The organism is Rhodococcus sp. NPDC003322 (assembly GCF_053589555.1).
Genome location: NZ_JBSFSC010000006.1, coordinates 370233 through 387470, shown reverse-complemented (window position 1 = coordinate 387470; position 17238 = coordinate 370233). Strand labels below are relative to the sequence as shown.

Here is a 17238-nt window from a genome sequence, read left to right as displayed (position 1 = left end):
CCCCTGTTCGGGTTGAAATTGCTGCTAGTTCGCTATTGCTGCCGGGCCCCGGCGGGGAGCTCACGCTCCCCACCGGGTCGGCTCCTAGTTGGCGAGGTCGTCGACCGTCGCAGCCTCGTTCCGGGACAGGTTGATGCCCAGGTTCGCGGCCGCGCGCTCCAGATCCTCGTCATCGCCGTCACGCATCTCGATGGCGGCACCGTCGCTGGAGAGCACCTCCACGTTCAGGCACAGCGACTGGAGCTCCTTGAGGAGAACCTTGAACGACTCGGGGATGCCGGGCTCGGGGATGTTCTCACCCTTGACGATCGCCTCGTACACCTTCACGCGACCCACCACGTCGTCCGACTTGATGGTCAGCAGCTCCTGCAGCGTGTACGCCGCGCCGTAGGCCTGCATGGCCCAGCACTCCATCTCACCGAAGCGCTGGCCACCGAACTGGGCCTTACCGCCGAGCGGCTGCTGCGTGATCATCGAGTACGGACCGGTCGAACGGGCGTGGATCTTGTCGTCGACCAGGTGGTGCAGCTTGATGATGTACATGTAGCCGACCGAGACCGGGTACGGGAACGGCTCGCCGGAGCGGCCGTCGAACAGCGTCGCCTTGCCGTCGGACCCGACCATCTGCTCACCGTCACGGTTCGGCAGCGTCGCGCCGAGCAGACCCGTCAGCTCGTCCTCCTTGGCACCGTCGAACACCGGGGTGGCGATGTTCGAGTCGGCGGGAGCCGAGAGCATCTCCTCGGGCAGGCTCGCCGCCCAGTCCGGGCGGGTGCCGTCGCCGGCGACCTGCACGTTCCAGCCGGTCTTGCCGATCCAGCCGAGGTGGGTCTCGAGGACCTGACCGATGTTCATACGACGCGGGACGCCGTGGGTGTTCAGGATGATGTCGACCGGGGTGCCGTCGGGCAGGAACGGCATGTCCTCCTGCGGGAGGATCTTGCCGATGACGCCCTTGTTGCCGTGCCGGCCGGCGAGCTTGTCGCCGTCCTGGATCTTGCGCTTCTGCGCCACGTACACCCGGACCAGCTCGTTGACACCCGGGGGCAGGTCGTCGTCGTCCTCGCGCGAGAACACGCGGACGCCGATCACCTTGCCGGTCTCACCGTGCGGCACCTTCAGCGAGGTGTCGCGGACCTCGCGGGCCTTCTCACCGAAGATCGCGCGCAGCAGGCGCTCCTCCGGGGTCAGCTCGGTCTCGCCCTTCGGGGTGACCTTGCCGACGAGGATGTCACCGTCGCGGACCTCGGCACCGATCCGGACGATGCCGCGCTCGTCGAGGTCGGCGAGGACCTCGTCGGAGACGTTCGGGATGTCCCGGGTGATCTCCTCGGCACCGAGCTTGGTGTCGCGGGCGTCGATCTCGTGCTCCTCGATGTGGATCGAGGTGAGCACGTCCTCCTCCACGAGGCGCTGCGACAGGATGATCGCGTCCTCGTAGTTGTGGCCCTCCCACGGCATGATCGCCACGAGAAGGTTCTTGCCGAGCGCCATCTCGCCGTTCTCGGTGCAGGGACCGTCGGCCAGCACCTGGCCGGACTCGACCCGCTGGCCCTCGTCGACGATCGGACGCTGGTTGCTGCAGGTGCCCTGGTTGGAGCGGGCGAACTTGTTGAGGCGGTAGGTCTTGCGGCTGCCGTCGTCGGCCATCACCGTGACGTAGTCCGCGGACACCTCCTCGATGACACCGGTCTTCTCGGTGACGATGACGTCGCCGGCGTCGACCGCGGCACGCAGCTCCATACCGGTGCCGACGAGCGGCGACTCGGAGCGGACCAGCGGCACGGCCTGACGCTGCATGTTCGCGCCCATCAGTGCGCGGTTGGCGTCGTCGTGCTCGAGGAACGGAATCATCGCGGTCGCGACCGAGACCATCTGCCGCGGCGAGACGTCCATGTAGTCGACGTCCGAGGACGCGACGTACTCGACCTCGCCACCCTTACGGCGGACGAGGACGCGGTCCTCGCTGAAGCGACCGGACGAGTCGACCGGCGAGTTCGCCTGGGCGACGACGTGGCGGTCCTCCTCGTCGGCGGTCAGGTAGTGCACCTCGTCGGTGACCTGACCGTCCTCGACCTTGCGGTACGGGGTCTCGATGAAGCCGAACGGGTTGACCCGCGCGTACACCGACAGCGAACCGATCAGACCGATGTTCGGACCCTCAGGGGTCTCGATCGGGCACATGCGGCCGTAGTGCGAGTGGTGGACGTCGCGGACCTCGAGGCCGGCGCGCTCACGGGACAGACCGCCGGGGCCCAGCGCCGACAGGCGGCGCTTGTGGGTCAGGCCCGACAGCGGGTTGTTCTGGTCCATGAACTGCGACAGCTGGGACGTTCCGAAGAACTCCTTGATCGCGGCGACGACCGGGCGGATGTTGATCAGGGTCTGCGGCGTGATTGCCTCGACGTCCTGGGTCGTCATCCGCTCACGCACGACGCGCTCCATGCGGGACAGGCCCACGCGGATCTGGTTCTGGATCAGCTCGCCGACGGTACGCAGGCGACGGTTGCCGAAGTGGTCGATGTCGTCGACCTCGACGGGCACCTCGACGCCACCGGGCACGGTCATCGACTGGTCACCGGCGTGCAGACGCACCAGGTACTCGATGGTCGCGACGATGTCTTCCTCGGTGAGGGTCGACGCGGTGATCGGCTGGCCGGTGTTGACGCCCAGCTTCTTGTTGATCTTGTAGCGACCCACGCGCGCCAGGTCGTAGCGCTTCTCCTTGAAGAACAGGTTCTCCAGCAGGGTCTGCGCGGACTCCTTGGTCGGCGGCTCGCCCGGACGCAGCTTGCGGTAGATGTCGAGCAGCGCCTCGTCGGTACCGGCGGTGTTGTCCTTCTCCAGCGTGGACATCATGATCTCGGAGAAACCGAAGCGCTCCGCGATCTGCTCGGTGGTCCAGCCGAGGGCCTTGAGCAGCACCGTGACCGGCTGACGCCGCTTGCGGTCGATACGCACGCCGACGGTGTCGCGCTTGTCCACGTCGAACTCGAGCCAGGCGCCGCGACCCGGGATCACCTTGACGCTGTGCAGCGTCTTCTCGGTGCCCTTGTCGATGGACTCGTCGAAGTACACGCCCGGGGACCGGACGAGCTGCGAAACCACGACACGCTCGGTGCCGTTGATGATGAAGGTGCCCTTGTCGGTCATCATCGGGAAGTCACCCATGAAGACCGTCTGGCTCTTGATCTCACCGGTGTTGTTGTTGATGAACTCGGCAGTGACGAACAGCGGCGCCGCGTACGTCATGTCCTTGTCCTTGCACTCCTCGACGGAGGCCTTGACCTCGTCGAAGCGCGGGTCGGAGAAGGAGAGGGACATCGAACCCGAGAAGTCCTCGATCGGGGACAGTTCGGCCAGGATGTCCTCCAGGCCGCCGGTCGCACCCTCGTCGCCGCGAGCCTTGGCCCGCTCTCGGGATGCCGGCGAGCCGATCAACCATTCGAAGGAATCGGTCTGAAGATCAAGTAGACCCGGAACTTCGAGGGGTTCGCGAATTTTCGCGAACGAGACCCTCTTCGGGGCTCCGGGGATTCCGGCCTTGGTCTGGCTAGAGACTGCCAAGATGCGTCCTTCCAGCACCTCACGCGGGCCGCTCGCTGGAGTGCGACCGCCGCTGTATCTGCTTCTTCTGTGGGGCGAATTCGCTGGTCACAACCCGAACGAAACTCGTCGACACCACGCAGGAAGCAAAAACTTCGATGCGGCAAGGGCGAGAGATGGACAGGAGGCAGCCAGCGCAACGTCCAAAGGTACCGGAAACCGGCGCAGAATACAACCGGGCAGTGCCGAGCACCCGATTTCGTCTCGTCGACAACAGTCAATCGACGGCAGCGGGCGCCACCGTAGCGGCGCCGCGTGAGGGATCAGTTCGAAGTTCACGAAACCCGGCGGTCTATGACTATCCGCGCCCGATGCCTCCATTTGCGCCGGCGCGTCACCACCCGGACCCGCGATTTCTCGCATGTCTCGACCAATAGAGTGACGCCTCAGGCGCCTTCCGTCAAGACCGACCCGGGGTTTTGTGGACGAACCGGCGGTCAGCGGTCGCGGATGTCGGACAGCAGCCAGGTGTCGCCGACCTTCGACATCGTCACCGACAGCGGCCCCGCGGCGCTCCCCTGCGCCACGCCGTCGTTGCTCGCGCTGACGTTCATGCTCGCCACCAGCTCCGCGCGATCGTCGCTCAACAGCTTCACGCCGATGTCGGTGACCTGCGCTTCCGTCGCCGTCTTCGTCTGAATCACCGCGTCGCGCGTGACCTGGGCGGTCTGGTCGAATTCCGCCCGCATGCTGTCCGTGAGCACTGCGCGCGCGTTGTCGAAGTCCTGGTCGACCGTGTCGAACTTGTACGTGTACAGGGTCTGGATCGCACCGCGGGCGGCAGCGGCCACCTGCGTCGTCGCGCTCGTGTCCACCCACGCGCGGTTGGACACGTCGGCCCCGGGCCGGAAGGCTGCGAGCAGCGCGAAAGCCGCCAATGCCAGCGCGGCGACGCCGATCACCGCCACCCGCCGCCACCCCCGGCGCTCGGCCGCGGGATCTCCGGCGTCCTCCACCTCGACGTCCTCCGCCGAACGCTGCCGCGGGCGCAGCGCGCTGGTCCGGTTGACCGGCCGGCCCGGGGCCGCCGTCTCCGGAACCGACGCGGCGACCGCGGTCCCGCCCGTCGTCGAGTCGACCGACCCCGCCTCGTCGACCGGCACCGTGCCGGCGTCCGCCGTGCCGGGCGACGACTCCCCCGTTCCCGTCCCGTCGACGGCGGGCGCCACCTCGTCGACCGCCCCGGCGGCGGCATTCGGGGCCTCGCCCACCGCGTCGGTCTCCGTCGGTTCGATCACCGGGGGCTCGGTCGCCGCCCGGCCCGCCGACCCCGCGTCCTCCGACGGGACGCGGCGGGATGGTTGCTGACCTGCAATCTTGGGACGTCGGCCCTTCGGTTGCGGGGTGCTGTTGCTGCGACGAGTGGGGGGCACCGTTGATACTCCTGTCAAGCGCGGGAAAGCTCGTGGCGCGAGGGACTACTGTCCGTCGCCGCTCGCGTCGTCGGGGGCGGGGGCAGGCGCCTCGGGGGCGGGCGCCACCGGGGCGGGCTCGGCGGTGCCCGCATCCATGGCCAGAGGGGCTCCGACGTTCTCGACTCGAGACGCCTTCCACACCCCGTCCACCTCGGTCAACCCGATGCGCATCGTCACCTTCACCTTCTTCGGCGGCTGGTCCGGCCACGTCGTGGTGGTCGTCAGCACCACCAGCGATGTCGCCGTCCCCTCGTCACGACCGAAGTCGGTGAGTGCGGCGTCGACGACCTGGGCCTCGCTCTTCGCGCCGGTCTGCCGGACCTGCTCGGCCATCTGGTCCTTCGTCTCGTTCAGCGCGCCCACCATCTCGTCACCGGTGATCGAGGACTCCATGTTCGCGAACGTCTGATCCAGGTTCGCCGAGTCGACGGTGTTGAGATTGATCGCGGCCTGCCGCGCACCGGTGAGCGCGTCGTCCCGGGCCTCGGCCGCGGGCTTGTCGCTCAGCAGGGCGTGCGCCCAGCCGTAGCCGAACCAGGCGGCGAACCCCAACGCCACCAGGGCGAGGACGCTCACCACCACGAGGGCGGGTTTGAGCAGTGTCGTGCTACGCATCACATTTCCACCCTACTTGAAAGTAACTTCTGCGCCGCGGCCGCTCCGGCCGACCGCGGCGCCCCGCCCCGGCCCTACTTCGGCGTGATCCCCATCAGAGTCGCGAGCTGCGTCGCGATCGGATTGAGATTCAGCGCATCCGGCGCCACCTTCGGCTTGTCGTCCCACGGCTGCGGCGTGTTCGGATCGGCGTACACGATCCGGTTCGCCGACCTCACACCGGTGACACTGCCGAGCGGTGTCGTGCAGTTGGCCTGCGTGTTCAGTGGGAAGTCGTCGCGGGTCGGGTCGAAGTCGGGGTTCTCCCGCTTCATCCGATCGATGATCTCGTGCGTGCCCTCGTAGCCCTGGGTGCACGGCGGCGGATTGTTCGTCTCCAGCAGCAGACCCTGATGCAGGGTGCCGTCCCCCGGTGCCGCCGTGCTCGCGCCCGCCGCCAGCGCGGGCAGGAACGTGAGCAGGATGTTCAGCGCGATCGATCGCGGCCCGAGCGCCGCCGACACCAACGCGAGGTTGTGCAGGTCGCTCGACAACGCCGGCCCCGCGGTGTCGACCAGCGACCCCACCTCCGTACTGGCCGCGGTCCCGGTGTCGATCAGCCGGCGCAGGTCCGGATCGCTGTCGCGCAGCTGCGCGGAGATCCGGTTCAGATCCGCACTGAACTGGCGGATCGCCGACGACTGCACCGACTGCGTGTCGAGCACCGTCCTGCTGTCCCGGATCAGCGTCAACGTCTGCGGCAGATTCTCGATCCCCGCCTGGGACAACGAGTTCAGCGAGTCCACCAACACCTGGAGGTCGTCGCCGCGACCGTCGAAGGCCCTACCCAACTCGGTGACCGTGGTGTTCAGCGCCTCCAACGGAACCGACCGAACCAGCGAGTTCACGCTCGACAGAACCTGCTCGACCGGAACCGGAATCGACGTGTCCGGCCGGGTGATGGTCGAACCGTCCACGAGGTACGGCGCGCCCTCGCTGGTCGGCTGGAGGTCCACGTACTGCTCACCGATCGCCGACCGGTTCGCGACCACCGCCCGCGCCGAGGCGGGCACGTCGGGCGCCCCCGCGTCGAGCTCGAGGTCCACCCGCACACCGTCCTCGGTCAGGTGCAGGTCACCGACCCGTCCCACCGGCACGCCGCGGTACGTGACCTCGGCGTTGGTGAAGATGCCGCCGGAGTCGGCGAAGTCGGCCGTGACCGTGTACTGCCCGAAGCCGAGCAGGTTGTCCAGCCGCACGTACTTGGCACCCACATACAGCAGACCCACCGCCGCGACCAGGATGAACGCGATCAACTGGAACCGAACCAACCGGGACCTCATCGGCCACCCACCCCCAGCTTCTCGAGAATTCCGCTGAGCGGGTTCTGCGGCGCCGCAGCCGCGTTCCCGGACACCGGCTCGGTCCCCGGAGCGACCGGCTGACCCGGCGGCGGCGCGGGAGCAGGAACGATCGGCGGCAACGGCAGCAGCGACACCGTCGGCCACCCCGGCCGCGGTCCGTTGCCGTTGTAGTAGGGATTCGACGGATCGACCGTCGGCACGTGCCCGTTGTAGCCCGGCGGCGGCGGGACGTACACCGGATCCGGCATACCGACGCCGAGAGCCTCCAACTGCTGCCCCAGACGCATGTCGACCGTCAGGATCAGGTTCATCGAGTTGCCGTGGATGACCTTCTCCGCCCCGTCCGGGAACGGGAACGTCGGGACCAGCGGCAAAACCGTGACCAAGTCGTCACCGGAGTCCGCGAGCGCCTGCAACGTCGGCCGCAGCGCCCGCAGATCCGCGATCAGGTTGTCCCGCGACCTGACCAACACGTCACTGCCCACCTGTCCGAGGCGGTCCAGCTGCCCGAGCAGCTGCACGAACTGCGGCCGCTGCTCGTTCAGGACCTGCACCGCGGGCGGGATCTCGGCGAGGATCTTGTCGATCTGCCCCGTCTGCTCCACCACCCGACCGTTGAGAGCATCGAGACCGTCCAGCGCGCGGACGATGTCGTCACGCTGCCGGTTCAGCCCGCCGATCAGGGTGTTGGCCTGATCCAGCAACGACCGCACCCGGTCCTCACGACCGTCGAAGGCGGCCGACAGCTCTTGGATGATCGGCTGCAGCTGCGCCACACCACCACCGTTGAGCAGCAACGACAACGCACCGAGCACCTGCTCGATGTCGGTGGCGTGCCGGGTCCGGTCCACCGGGATCGTCGCACCGTCGGACAGGCGGGCGGTCGCCGGATCCACCTCGGGCGCGGTCAGTTCGATGAACTTCTCACCCAGCAGACTGGTCTGCTGCACACTCGCCACCGCGTTCGCCGGCAGATCGACCGCAGAATCCATCACGACACCCACCGCGGCGATCCAGCCGTCGTCCGGTACCTCGATCGTCTCCACCCGACCGACGGGAACGCCGTCGACCTTCACCGTCGACTGCGGAACCAGGTCGAGCACGTCGTCGAACTGCACCGTCAGGTGCATCGGGTTCGCACCGATGTCGGCGCCACCCGGAAGCGGGATGCCGTAGATGCCACCCGAACCACAGGCCGACACCGTCACGGCCACCGCGCAGACACCCGCACCGATCGTCACCGCCCGGCCGACCGCCATCCCCCTCCTCACAGCCCACCTCGACGCCTGCTCCGGCGTCCTTCCCACCCGCTTCACTGCCCACCCCGCGGAATGTTCTGGTCACTGAGTCCGGGCGCCTGCGAGTTGCCCAGCCGCGGGGAGATCGTGCCCGGCACGGTGCCCGGCTGAGAGGGGCGCTGCAGGTTGTCGCCGCTGAGGATGCCGAAGGGCAGGTTCAGCGTCGGCGTCTTCACCCCGGCCGTGACCTGGTCCATGATCACCCCGCAGTTGTCGATGACCGGCCGCATCTGACGGCTGAGCGCGTCGAACCTCGGGTCGCCGGGCATGAGCTTGCCCAGATCCATCAGCTTGCACAGCGCGCCGAACGGGTCCTGCGTCTCGGGCAGGTTGACCCGCGACGCGAGGGTGCCGGACTCGGCGTCGTACGAGTTGACGACGTTGCTGATCGCGAGCGGCAACGTGGTCAGCGCGTCCACCAGGTCCTGACGGTTGTCGGCGAGAGTCTGCGTCACCTGCACCAGGCCCTCCGCATTGCTCGCGACCAGATCCTCGTTGTCCCGGACGAAGACCGCGACGTCGCCCAGGGTGATCGACAACTGGTTCAGCGCCGCGCCCAGATTCGCCCGCTCCCCGTCGAGGAACCCGGTCAGGTCGGCGAGCTGGCCGTTGAACTGACGAACCTGCTCGTCGTTCGCGGCGAGCGCGCTGACGAACGTCTGCAGGTTCCTGATCGTCTCGAACAGGTCCCCGCGGTAGTAGTTCAGGGTCGCGGCCGCCTTCGACAGTTCGGTGATCGTGGTGCCCAGCGCCTCGCCGTTGCCGTCGAGGTTCTGCGACGCCGTGTCCACCAGGTTCGACAGGGCGCCGTCCTTGTTCGCGCCGTTCGGTCCCAGCGCCTCGGACAGTTCCTCGATGCTCGAGTACAGCTGGTCCACCTCCACCGGGGTCGCCGTCCGCTCACGCGGAATCGTGGCGCCGGACTCCATCACGTCGCCACCCGAGTAGGCGGGCGCCAGCTGGATGTACCGGTCCGACACCACCGACGGGGTGACCTGCGCGGCCTTCGCGTCCGCGGGAATCTCCACGCCGCGGTCGACTCGCATCACGACCCGGACCTGATCGCCGAGCGGCGTCACCTCGTTGACCTCGCCGACCTTGACTCCGAGCACCCGTACATCCGACCCGGTGTAGATGCCGACGGACTTGTCGAAGTACGCGGTGATCTTCGTGGTGCCGGCGCGGGCGAACAGCCACCAGCCGCCGACCGCGACCGCGAGAACTGCGAGGACGACCGCGATCGTCGTCAGGATCTGGGCACGGCTGAATCTCGGCATGCGGCCCGACGTGATGCCCGTCATCAGTTGTCCCCCAGGGTGCGCACCGGGTCGCGGTAGCCCGGAATCAGCGGCAGCGCCGGCGGCGTCAGATTGACCACCACCTGGTCGAACCAGCGACCGTTGCCCACGATGTTCGAGTACAGGCGGGTGAACGGCGCGTACAGCTTGATCGCCCGGTCCAGGTTGTCGTTGTTGTCCTGCAGGATCTGTACGACCCCCCGCAGCTGTTCGAGCGCCGGCCCGATCTGCTCCTCGTTCTCGCGCACCAGCCCGGTGAGCTGCTGCGACAGCCGCTGCGTGCCGGTCAGCAACTGTGCGATCGACTGCTGGCGGGCGTTGAGTTCCCCGAGCAGCAGACCCGCACTGGAGATCAGCTGGGTGAACTCCGCGTTGCGGTCCGCGAGCACCTTCGACGTCTTCGCGGTCGCGGCGAACAGTTTCGTCAGTTCCGCGTCACGGGTCTCGATCGTCGCCGACAGCCGCGCCACCCCGTCGAGGGACGCACGCACATCCGCCGGGGTGCCCTCGAACGCCTCCGAGAGGACCTGCATGCTCTGCGCCAACTGCGGGGTGTCGATCTGCTCGAGCGTGGTCGCCGCGCTGGAGAAGGCGTCGATCACGTCGTAGGGCGAGGTGGTCCGGTCGAGCGGAATCGGGTTCGACGGCCGCAGCGTCGACGATCCGCGCGGATCGAGAGCCAGGTATTTCTGCCCCAGGATCGTCTTGATCTGAATCGACGCGGTGGTCTGGTCACCGACCCAGGCGTCCTTGACCTTGAACGCGACGTCGACCTTGTCCCCGTTCAGGGTGACGTCGGTGACCTTGCCGACCTTCACACCGGCGATGCGGACCTCGTTGTCCGGCTTCAGACCGGCGGCCTCGCTGAACTCGGCGCGGTACGTCGCACCGGCGCCGATGATCGGCAGGTCGTCGAGGAAGAAGGCCGAAATCGTCGCCAGCAGCACGATGACGATGCCGAGCGCGCCGATCGTGGCGGGACTGCGCCGTTTCCTGCTCATTGGCCGGCCCCGTTCGCCGAGCACCGCGGTGCGGAGTTGGTGTACAGCGGCTGGTTGATCGTCGGCAGCCCCGTCGGCAGGTTCAGGTACTTCGACTCACCCGGCCCGGCGACCACGTCGATGCCGCACAGATAGAACTGGAACCACGAACCGTAGCTGGCGATCCGGCTCAGCTTCTCCAACTTCACCGGCAGGTTCGCGAGGGTCTTGTTCACCGCCGCTTCCTGCTCGTTCAGCGTGCCGGCGAGCGTGTTCAACGCCGACACCGATCCCTGGATCGACGGCCGGGTCGGTTCGAGCACATCCGACGCCGTGTCGGTGAGGGTGGCGAGCGAGGTGACGGCGTCACCGACGACGCCGCGGTCGTTGGCGAGGCCCGTCACCAACTGCTCGGTGTTGACGATCAACGAGCCGAGTTCCTCGTCGTGCTTGTTGACGGTGTCGAGGACACCGTTGAGGTTGTTGATGACGTCCCCGATCACCCGATCCTTGTCGGCGATCGTGTTCGTCAGCGAGGCGGTGTTGCGCACGAGCTCCGAGATGGTGCCGCCCTCCCCCTGGAACACCTGGATGATCTGGTACGACAGCGTGTTCACGTCGTCGGCGCTGAGCGTCTGGAACAACGGGCGGAACCCGTTGAACAGGGTCGTCAGGTTCACCGCCGGCTTGGTGTGGTCGAGCGCGATGGTCTGCCCCGCGGTCAGCTTCACGCCCTGCGGACCCTCCCCCTGTTCGAGCGCGATGTAGCGCTGCCCGACCAGGTTCCGGTACCGGATGGTGGCCCTGGAACCGGCGGGCAGCCAGTCCCGATCGGACAGCGAGAACTGGACCTTCGCCTCCCGTTCGTTGACGATCGAGATCTCGTCCACCTGCCCGACCCGGACCCCCGCGATGCGCACCTCGTCACCCCTGTTCAGGGAGGTGACGTCGGAGAAGACGGCATTGAATTTGGTGCCGCCACCACCGCCGGTGTTCGCAATCGTGAACGCCAGCAGCGCGGTCGCCACCACGGTCACGACGGCGAAGATGATGAGCTTGGTCAGCGGAGCCGCGAGCCCCCTCAGCTGCGCCTTCATCTGACACTCACCTCCGTCCCCCTCAGTGCCGGGGCCCCCAGCAGCGTTGTCCAACCCGGCACGTTCTCGGGCAGTGTGCCCGTGCCCTCCCCGTAGATCACCGCGAGCGTGTCCTGCTCGAACGTCGACCCCGAATAGCTCGCCGGTGCGTCCGCCGCACCCGCCACCTGCACACCTGCGGTGCTCGGCAGGGGTGCGTACTGCGGCCGTTCCGGCGACGGCACGTACGACGGGCCCGGATTGCGCGACGGCACCTGGTAGGCACCGTCGTTGTAGGAGCCGCCCGGGTACTGCGGGAACTTGTCACCCGGAGGGGCCGGGGTGTAGCACTTGGCCCCGCGGTTGTCGAAGAGCCGCGGCTCGTCCTGGTTGGGCAGGTACCGGCCCTTCGGGTTGACGAACACCGTCGCGGCCCGGGCACCGGGGTGGTCCTGCAGGCTTCCGTCCGGGTTGAGGCCGAGGATCGCACTCGCGTTGTAGACGATCGGCACGAACTGCGCGAACGTGCATCCGAATGTCGGCGAGGCCGCGGCGAGCACCTCGAGAGAATCCCGCGAGTCCGCTGCGATCGAGATCAGCGAGTCCCGGTTCGCCGCCAGGAAATCGGCGGTGCTGCCCGCGGTGGACGTCGCCGCCGACATCAGGGTGCGGATCTGGTTCTGCTGCTGCACCACGGTCGCGCCGGTCGTCCGCAGGTTGTCCAGGGCATTGACCAGCTCGGGTGCCGCGTCCGTGTAGGTCTGCGAGAAGTCGGCCAGACCCTTCAGCCCCTGTTCCAGGTTCGGCAGCTCGGTGTTGACGCCCGCGAAGATGGTTTCGAGCCGCTCCAGGCTCACGCCGATGTCGTTGCCGCGGCCGGTCAGTGCCTGGTTGAGAGCGCCGAGGGTGTTGGCGAGGTCCTGCGGCGGCACCGCCTCCAGCAACGGCAGCAGTCCGTCGAGCAGCTCACCGATCTCGATGGCGTTGCCGCTCTTGTCCTGGTGCAGGGTGTCACCGTCCGTGATCGGGGCCGCCGTGTCCCCGGCGGGCACGATCAGCGCCACGTACCGCTCCCCGAACAGCGTCTTGGGCAACAGCCTGGCGGTGGTGTTCGCCGGGATCAGCTCCGCCTTGTCCGGATCGATCGCGAGAACCGACGTCACCTCGCCCTTCTCCGACGACGACGAGCGGACCTCGCCGACGATCAGCCCGCGAACCTTCACGTCGGCATGATCGGGCAGCGAGTTGCCGACCGTGTCGGTCACCAGGTTGACGGTGACGACGTCCTTGAACGACTTGTTGTACATCCCGATGGTGAAGGCCAGGAACAGGGCCAGCACCAGGAAGAACACCAGACCGAGAATCCGCCGGCGCAAGGCCGACCCGTCGCTGCTCATCCGGCCACCCGCACCGTGGTCGTCGTGCCCCAGATCGCGAGGCTGAGGAAGAAGTCCAGTACCGCGATCGTCACGATCGCCGTCCGCACCGCGCGTCCCACCGCCACACCGACGCCGGCCGGACCGCCGGACGCGGTGTAGCCGTAGTAGCAGTGGATCATGATCAGCACGAACGCGAAGACCAGTACCTTGCCGAACGACCACAGCACGTCGGCGGGCGGCAGGAACAGGTTGAAGTAGTGGTCGTAGGAGCCACTCGACTGACCGTTGAACAGCGTGCTGATCAGCCGAGACGCGAAGTACGACGCCAGCAGGCCGACGATGTACAGCGGGATGACCGCGACGAATCCGGCGACCATTCGGGTCGTCACCAGGAACGGCACCGACGGCACGGCCATGACCTCGAGCGCGTCGATCTCCTCCGAGATCCGCATCGCACCGAGCTGGGCGGTGAAGCCGCATCCGACAGTCGCGGACAGCGCGAGGGCCGCCACGATCGGCGCGATCTCGCGTGTGTTGACGTACGCGGACAGGAAGCCGGTGAGCACCGAACTGCCGAGCTGGTCGAGTGCTGCGTATCCCTGCAGTCCGACGACGACACCGGTGAAGCCCGACATCATCACGATGACGCCGATGGTGCCGCCGATCACGGCCAGCGCGCCGCTGCCGAAGGTGACCTCGGCGAGCAGGCGCAGCACCTCCCGGCCGTAGTGGGTGATCGTCCGTGGGATCCAGGCGATCGCGCGGGCGTAGAACGACATCTGGTCGCCCGCGCGGTCGAGCACGTTCAGCGGGGCTCGTCCGGCTCGACGCGCATGGATCAGCGCGCGATCACCGCGCCCCCTCGCGATGGTCATCTACTCAAGCCCCCTTGGCCGGCACGACCTGCAGATACACCATGGTCAGGATCAGGTTGGCGAAGAACAGCAGAAGGAACGTGATGACGACCGTCTGGTTCACCGCCTCGCCGACGCCCTTCGGGCCCGGGTTCGGGTGCAGGCCCTTGTACGCGGCGACGACACCGGCGATGACACCGAAGATTGCCGCCTTCGCCTCCGCGATGTAGAGGTCCGGCAACTGCGCGAGTGCCGAGAACGACGCCAGGTAGGCGCCCGGGGTACCCCCCTGGAGGATCACGTTGAAGAAGTAGCCGCCCGCGATCCCGACAACCGAGACGAGTCCGTTGAGCAGCACCGCGACGAGCACCATCGCGAGGACACGGGGCACGACGAGACGCTGGATCGGATTGATGCCCAGCACCTCCATCGCGTCGATCTCCTCACGAATCGTGCGGGAACCCAGGTCCGCGGTGACCGCCGAACCGGCCGCGCCTGCGATCAGCAGAGCGGTGACGATCGGGCTGCCCTGCTGAATCACGGCCAGCACGCTGGCCGCACCGGTGAACGCCTCTGCACCGAGCTGTTTGATCAGCGACCCCGTCTGCAACGACACCACCGCACCGAACGGAATCGCGACGAGCGCGGTCGGCAGGATGGTGACGCTCGCGATGAACCATGCCTGTTCGATGAACTCGCGGAACTGGAACGGCTTACGGAACAGGTTGCGGACGACGTCGACGAACAGCTGGACGATCAGGCCGGCCTGGGTCAACGCTGCCGATATCGGACTCAGCAGCGTGCTCTTCGAACCCCCCACGCGCGCTCTACCCGTTGGTCCAGGACGAGGACTCCGTGATGTCTCCCGTCGCTCCGCTCGTCGCGGCCGACTCGCTGTACACGGGGATCACCTGGGTGGCGGCGTCGCCGTCGCCCAGGCTCTCGAGGATGCTGCGCTGCGCTTCCGGGGGCAGGGTGTGCAGGATCGACCGGACGCGGTCCTGCCTGCGGTGAACGGCCTGACGGACCGGCATGCCGGGCGTCGCCTGCATCTGAGGGATCACACCGGAAACTTCCTGGGAGCCGTCGTGGTGACCGGCCTCCTTCATCGCCAGCTCCGCAGCCATCTGCGACTCGTCCTTCTCCTCGGACATGCCGATCGGGCCGATCTTGCTGCCGTTGAGGAACTGCTTGACGACCGGCTCCTCGCTGGTCAGCAGCACCTCGCGCGGTCCGAACATGACGAGCTGCTTGCGGAACAGCATGCCGAGATTGTCCGGCACGGTGCGAGCGAGGTTGATGTTGTGCGTCACGATCAGGATCGTCGCGTCGATCTGCGCATTGATGTCGATCAGCAGCTGGCTGAGATAGGTGGTGCGCACCGGGTCGAGGCCGGAGTCCGGCTCGTCGACGAGGATGATCTCGGGATCGAGCACCAGAGCGCGGGCCAGACCGGCGCGCTTGCGCATACCGCCGGAGATCTCGCCGGGCAGCTTGTTCTCCGCGCCGAGCAGACCGTTGAGCTCGAGCTTCTCCATCACGATCTTGCGGATGTCGGACTCGGACTTCTTGGTGTGCTCACGCAACGGGAACGCGACGTTGTCGTAGAGGTTCATCGACCCGAACAGCGCGCCGTCCTGGAACAGCACACCGAACATCTGCCGGACCTCGTACAGCTCCTTCGACGAGCACTGGAGGATGTCGGTGCCGTCGATCACGATCGATCCCTGCTCGGGTCGCAGCAGGCCGATCAGCGACTTGAGGAACACCGACTTGCCGGTGCCGGACGGCCCGAGCAGCGCGCTGACCTCACCGGCAGGCAACGTCAGGGAGACGTCCTGCCAAATCTTCTGGGAGCCGAACGACTTCGTGAGTCCCTCGACCTTTACCTCTACTCCCACCACTTACCTCCACGCTGTTCGATAGGTCGCCCCCACTGTGGGTTGGGTCACTCTATCGCATCGATGTGGTACCCGTGACCGCCAATCCTACTCACGAGTAAGTACGGTGCGCAATACCGAGGTTTCGACCGCTCCACACCACCCCCGACCTGCGACAACAGGGAAGAACCGAGCTGGACCGACGTCCAGTGACACCGCTCTCGGGCACGAAAAAAGGGCCGCTCCCCGATGGGGAACGGCCCTTCTTCTCGAACCTGACGCGTCAGCGTGACGCGAGGAGCGTCCTACTTGACGGAAACCGTCGCGCCCGCAGCCTCGAGCTTCTCCTTGGCGGCGTCGGCAGCGTCCTTGGCAACCTTCTCCAGGATCGGCTTCGGCGCGCCCTCGACGAGGTCCTTGGCCTCCTTCAGGCCCAGGCCGGAGACAACCTCACGGACGACCTTGATGACCTGGATCTTCTTGTCGCCGGCACCCTCGAGGATGACGTCGAACTCGTCCTGCTCGGACTCGGCCTCAGCGGCGGCGGCCGGGGCACCGGCAGCGGCAACGGCGACCGGAGCAGCGGCGGTGACCTCGAAGGTCTCCTCGAAGGCCTTCACGAACTCCGAGAGCTCGAGGAGGGTGAGCTCCTTGAACTGGTCCAGCAACTCTTCGGTGGTGAGCTTCGCCATGATGGCGTCCTTCCTGTAAGTCCCATGTCGCTGATCCGCGACGAGGTGGGATGGGTGGTGGTACGTGATACGCAAGACCCGGAACCGCGAGCAGGACGCCCGCGACCCGACGTCTCGTGCGGATCAGCTCTCGGCTGCGGAACCTTCCGCGGCCTTCTTCTCCTGCAGCGCGGCGGCCAGACGGGCCACCTGCGACGCGGGGGCATTGAACAGGCCTGCGGCCTTTGCCAAGTTGCCCTTCATCGCGCCGGCCATCTTGGCCAGCAAGACCTCGCGGGACTCGAGGTCCGCGATCTTGTTGACCTCGTCCACGGACAGCGCAGCGCCGTCCATGTAGCCGCCCTTGATGATGAGCGCCTTGTTGTCCTTCGCGAAGTTCTTCAGCGCCTTCGCGGCGTCGACCGGCTCGCCCTTGATGAATGCAATGGCGGTCGGTCCGACGAACAGGTCGTCAAGGCCCTCGACGCCCGCCTCAGCGGCGGCACGCTTGACCAGGGTGTTCTTGGCGACGGAGTAGGTAGCGCCTTCTCCGAGCGCGCGACGCAGCTGCGTCAGACTGGTCACCGACAGACCACGGAACTCCGTGACCACGGCGGCAGTCGAACCCTTGAACTGCTCAGCGATCTCCGCAACCGCGGTGACCTTCTCGGGCTTTGCCATACTTCGCCTCCTCTCGTGACATCGTGTTGGTGTGTCCTGCCGGACGGTGTGAAACATCCGGCGGAAGGAGCCGCAACACGACAAACGCCCCGGTGCAGGGCACACGGGGCGTACACGAGGAGCGATCGACCCGGCTCACGCC

14 protein-coding genes are annotated in these 17238 nt (G+C 67.2%); all 14 read right to left on the bottom strand.

Annotated features, from left to right (window positions below):
* Positions 1 to 84: 84 nt before the first annotated feature.
* Positions 85 to 3585, bottom strand: coding sequence for a DNA-directed RNA polymerase subunit beta (gene rpoB, locus ACWDUM_RS24275; RefSeq protein ID WP_450114441.1), 3501 nt, complete (start codon positions 3583 to 3585; stop codon positions 85 to 87).
* A 458-nt stretch (positions 3586 to 4043) separates the two neighbouring features.
* Complete coding sequence (locus ACWDUM_RS24270; RefSeq protein ID WP_450135933.1) at positions 4044 to 4844, bottom strand: hypothetical protein; 801 nt, start codon at positions 4842 to 4844, stop codon at positions 4044 to 4046.
* A gap of 180 nt (positions 4845 to 5024) precedes the next feature.
* On the bottom strand, positions 5025 to 5636 hold the full coding sequence (locus ACWDUM_RS24265) for a hypothetical protein (protein WP_450135932.1): 612 nt from the start codon (positions 5634 to 5636) through the stop codon (positions 5025 to 5027).
* 74 nt (positions 5637 to 5710) lie between these two features.
* The gene (locus tag ACWDUM_RS24260; RefSeq protein WP_450135931.1) at positions 5711 to 6958 is read right to left on the bottom strand and encodes an MCE family protein; all 1248 of its coding nucleotides are present in this window, start codon (positions 6956 to 6958) and stop codon (positions 5711 to 5713) included.
* Complete coding sequence (locus ACWDUM_RS24255; RefSeq protein WP_450135930.1) at positions 6955 to 8238, bottom strand: MCE family protein; 1284 nt, start codon at positions 8236 to 8238, stop codon at positions 6955 to 6957. The genes ACWDUM_RS24260 and ACWDUM_RS24255 overlap by 4 nt, the downstream gene beginning before the upstream one ends.
* A gap of 53 nt (positions 8239 to 8291) precedes the next feature.
* Positions 8292 to 9578: an MCE family protein gene (locus ACWDUM_RS24250; protein ID WP_450114436.1), complete on the bottom strand. Its 1287-nt coding sequence runs from the start codon at positions 9576 to 9578 to the stop codon at positions 8292 to 8294.
* Positions 9578 to 10576, bottom strand: coding sequence for an MCE family protein (locus ACWDUM_RS24245; RefSeq protein WP_450135929.1), 999 nt, complete (start codon positions 10574 to 10576; stop codon positions 9578 to 9580). Before ACWDUM_RS24245 ends, ACWDUM_RS24250 begins: the two co-directional genes overlap by 1 nt.
* Positions 10573 to 11640, bottom strand: coding sequence for an MCE family protein (locus tag ACWDUM_RS24240; RefSeq protein ID WP_450136037.1), 1068 nt, complete (start codon positions 11638 to 11640; stop codon positions 10573 to 10575). The genes ACWDUM_RS24245 and ACWDUM_RS24240 overlap by 4 nt, the downstream gene beginning before the upstream one ends.
* 8 nt (positions 11641 to 11648) lie before the next feature.
* Complete coding sequence (locus tag ACWDUM_RS24235; protein WP_450135928.1) at positions 11649 to 13028, bottom strand: MCE family protein; 1380 nt, start codon at positions 13026 to 13028, stop codon at positions 11649 to 11651.
* Positions 13025 to 13885, bottom strand: a complete 861-nt coding sequence (locus ACWDUM_RS24230; protein WP_450114433.1) for an MlaE family ABC transporter permease — start codon at positions 13883 to 13885, stop codon at positions 13025 to 13027. Before ACWDUM_RS24230 ends, ACWDUM_RS24235 begins: the two co-directional genes overlap by 4 nt.
* A 4-nt stretch (positions 13886 to 13889) precedes the next feature.
* Positions 13890 to 14684, bottom strand: coding sequence for an MlaE family ABC transporter permease (locus ACWDUM_RS24225; RefSeq protein ID WP_450135927.1), 795 nt, complete (start codon positions 14682 to 14684; stop codon positions 13890 to 13892).
* A gap of 7 nt (positions 14685 to 14691) precedes the next feature.
* The gene (locus ACWDUM_RS24220) at positions 14692 to 15765 is read right to left on the bottom strand and encodes an ABC transporter ATP-binding protein (protein WP_450114431.1); all 1074 of its coding nucleotides are present in this window, start codon (positions 15763 to 15765) and stop codon (positions 14692 to 14694) included.
* 284 nt (positions 15766 to 16049) lie between these two features.
* Positions 16050 to 16436: a 50S ribosomal protein L7/L12 gene (gene rplL, locus ACWDUM_RS24215; protein WP_450135926.1), complete on the bottom strand. Its 387-nt coding sequence runs from the start codon at positions 16434 to 16436 to the stop codon at positions 16050 to 16052.
* A 123-nt stretch (positions 16437 to 16559) separates the two neighbouring features.
* Complete coding sequence (gene rplJ, locus ACWDUM_RS24210; RefSeq protein WP_450114429.1) at positions 16560 to 17096, bottom strand: 50S ribosomal protein L10; 537 nt, start codon at positions 17094 to 17096, stop codon at positions 16560 to 16562.
* Between the last annotated feature and the right edge of the window lie 142 nt (positions 17097 to 17238).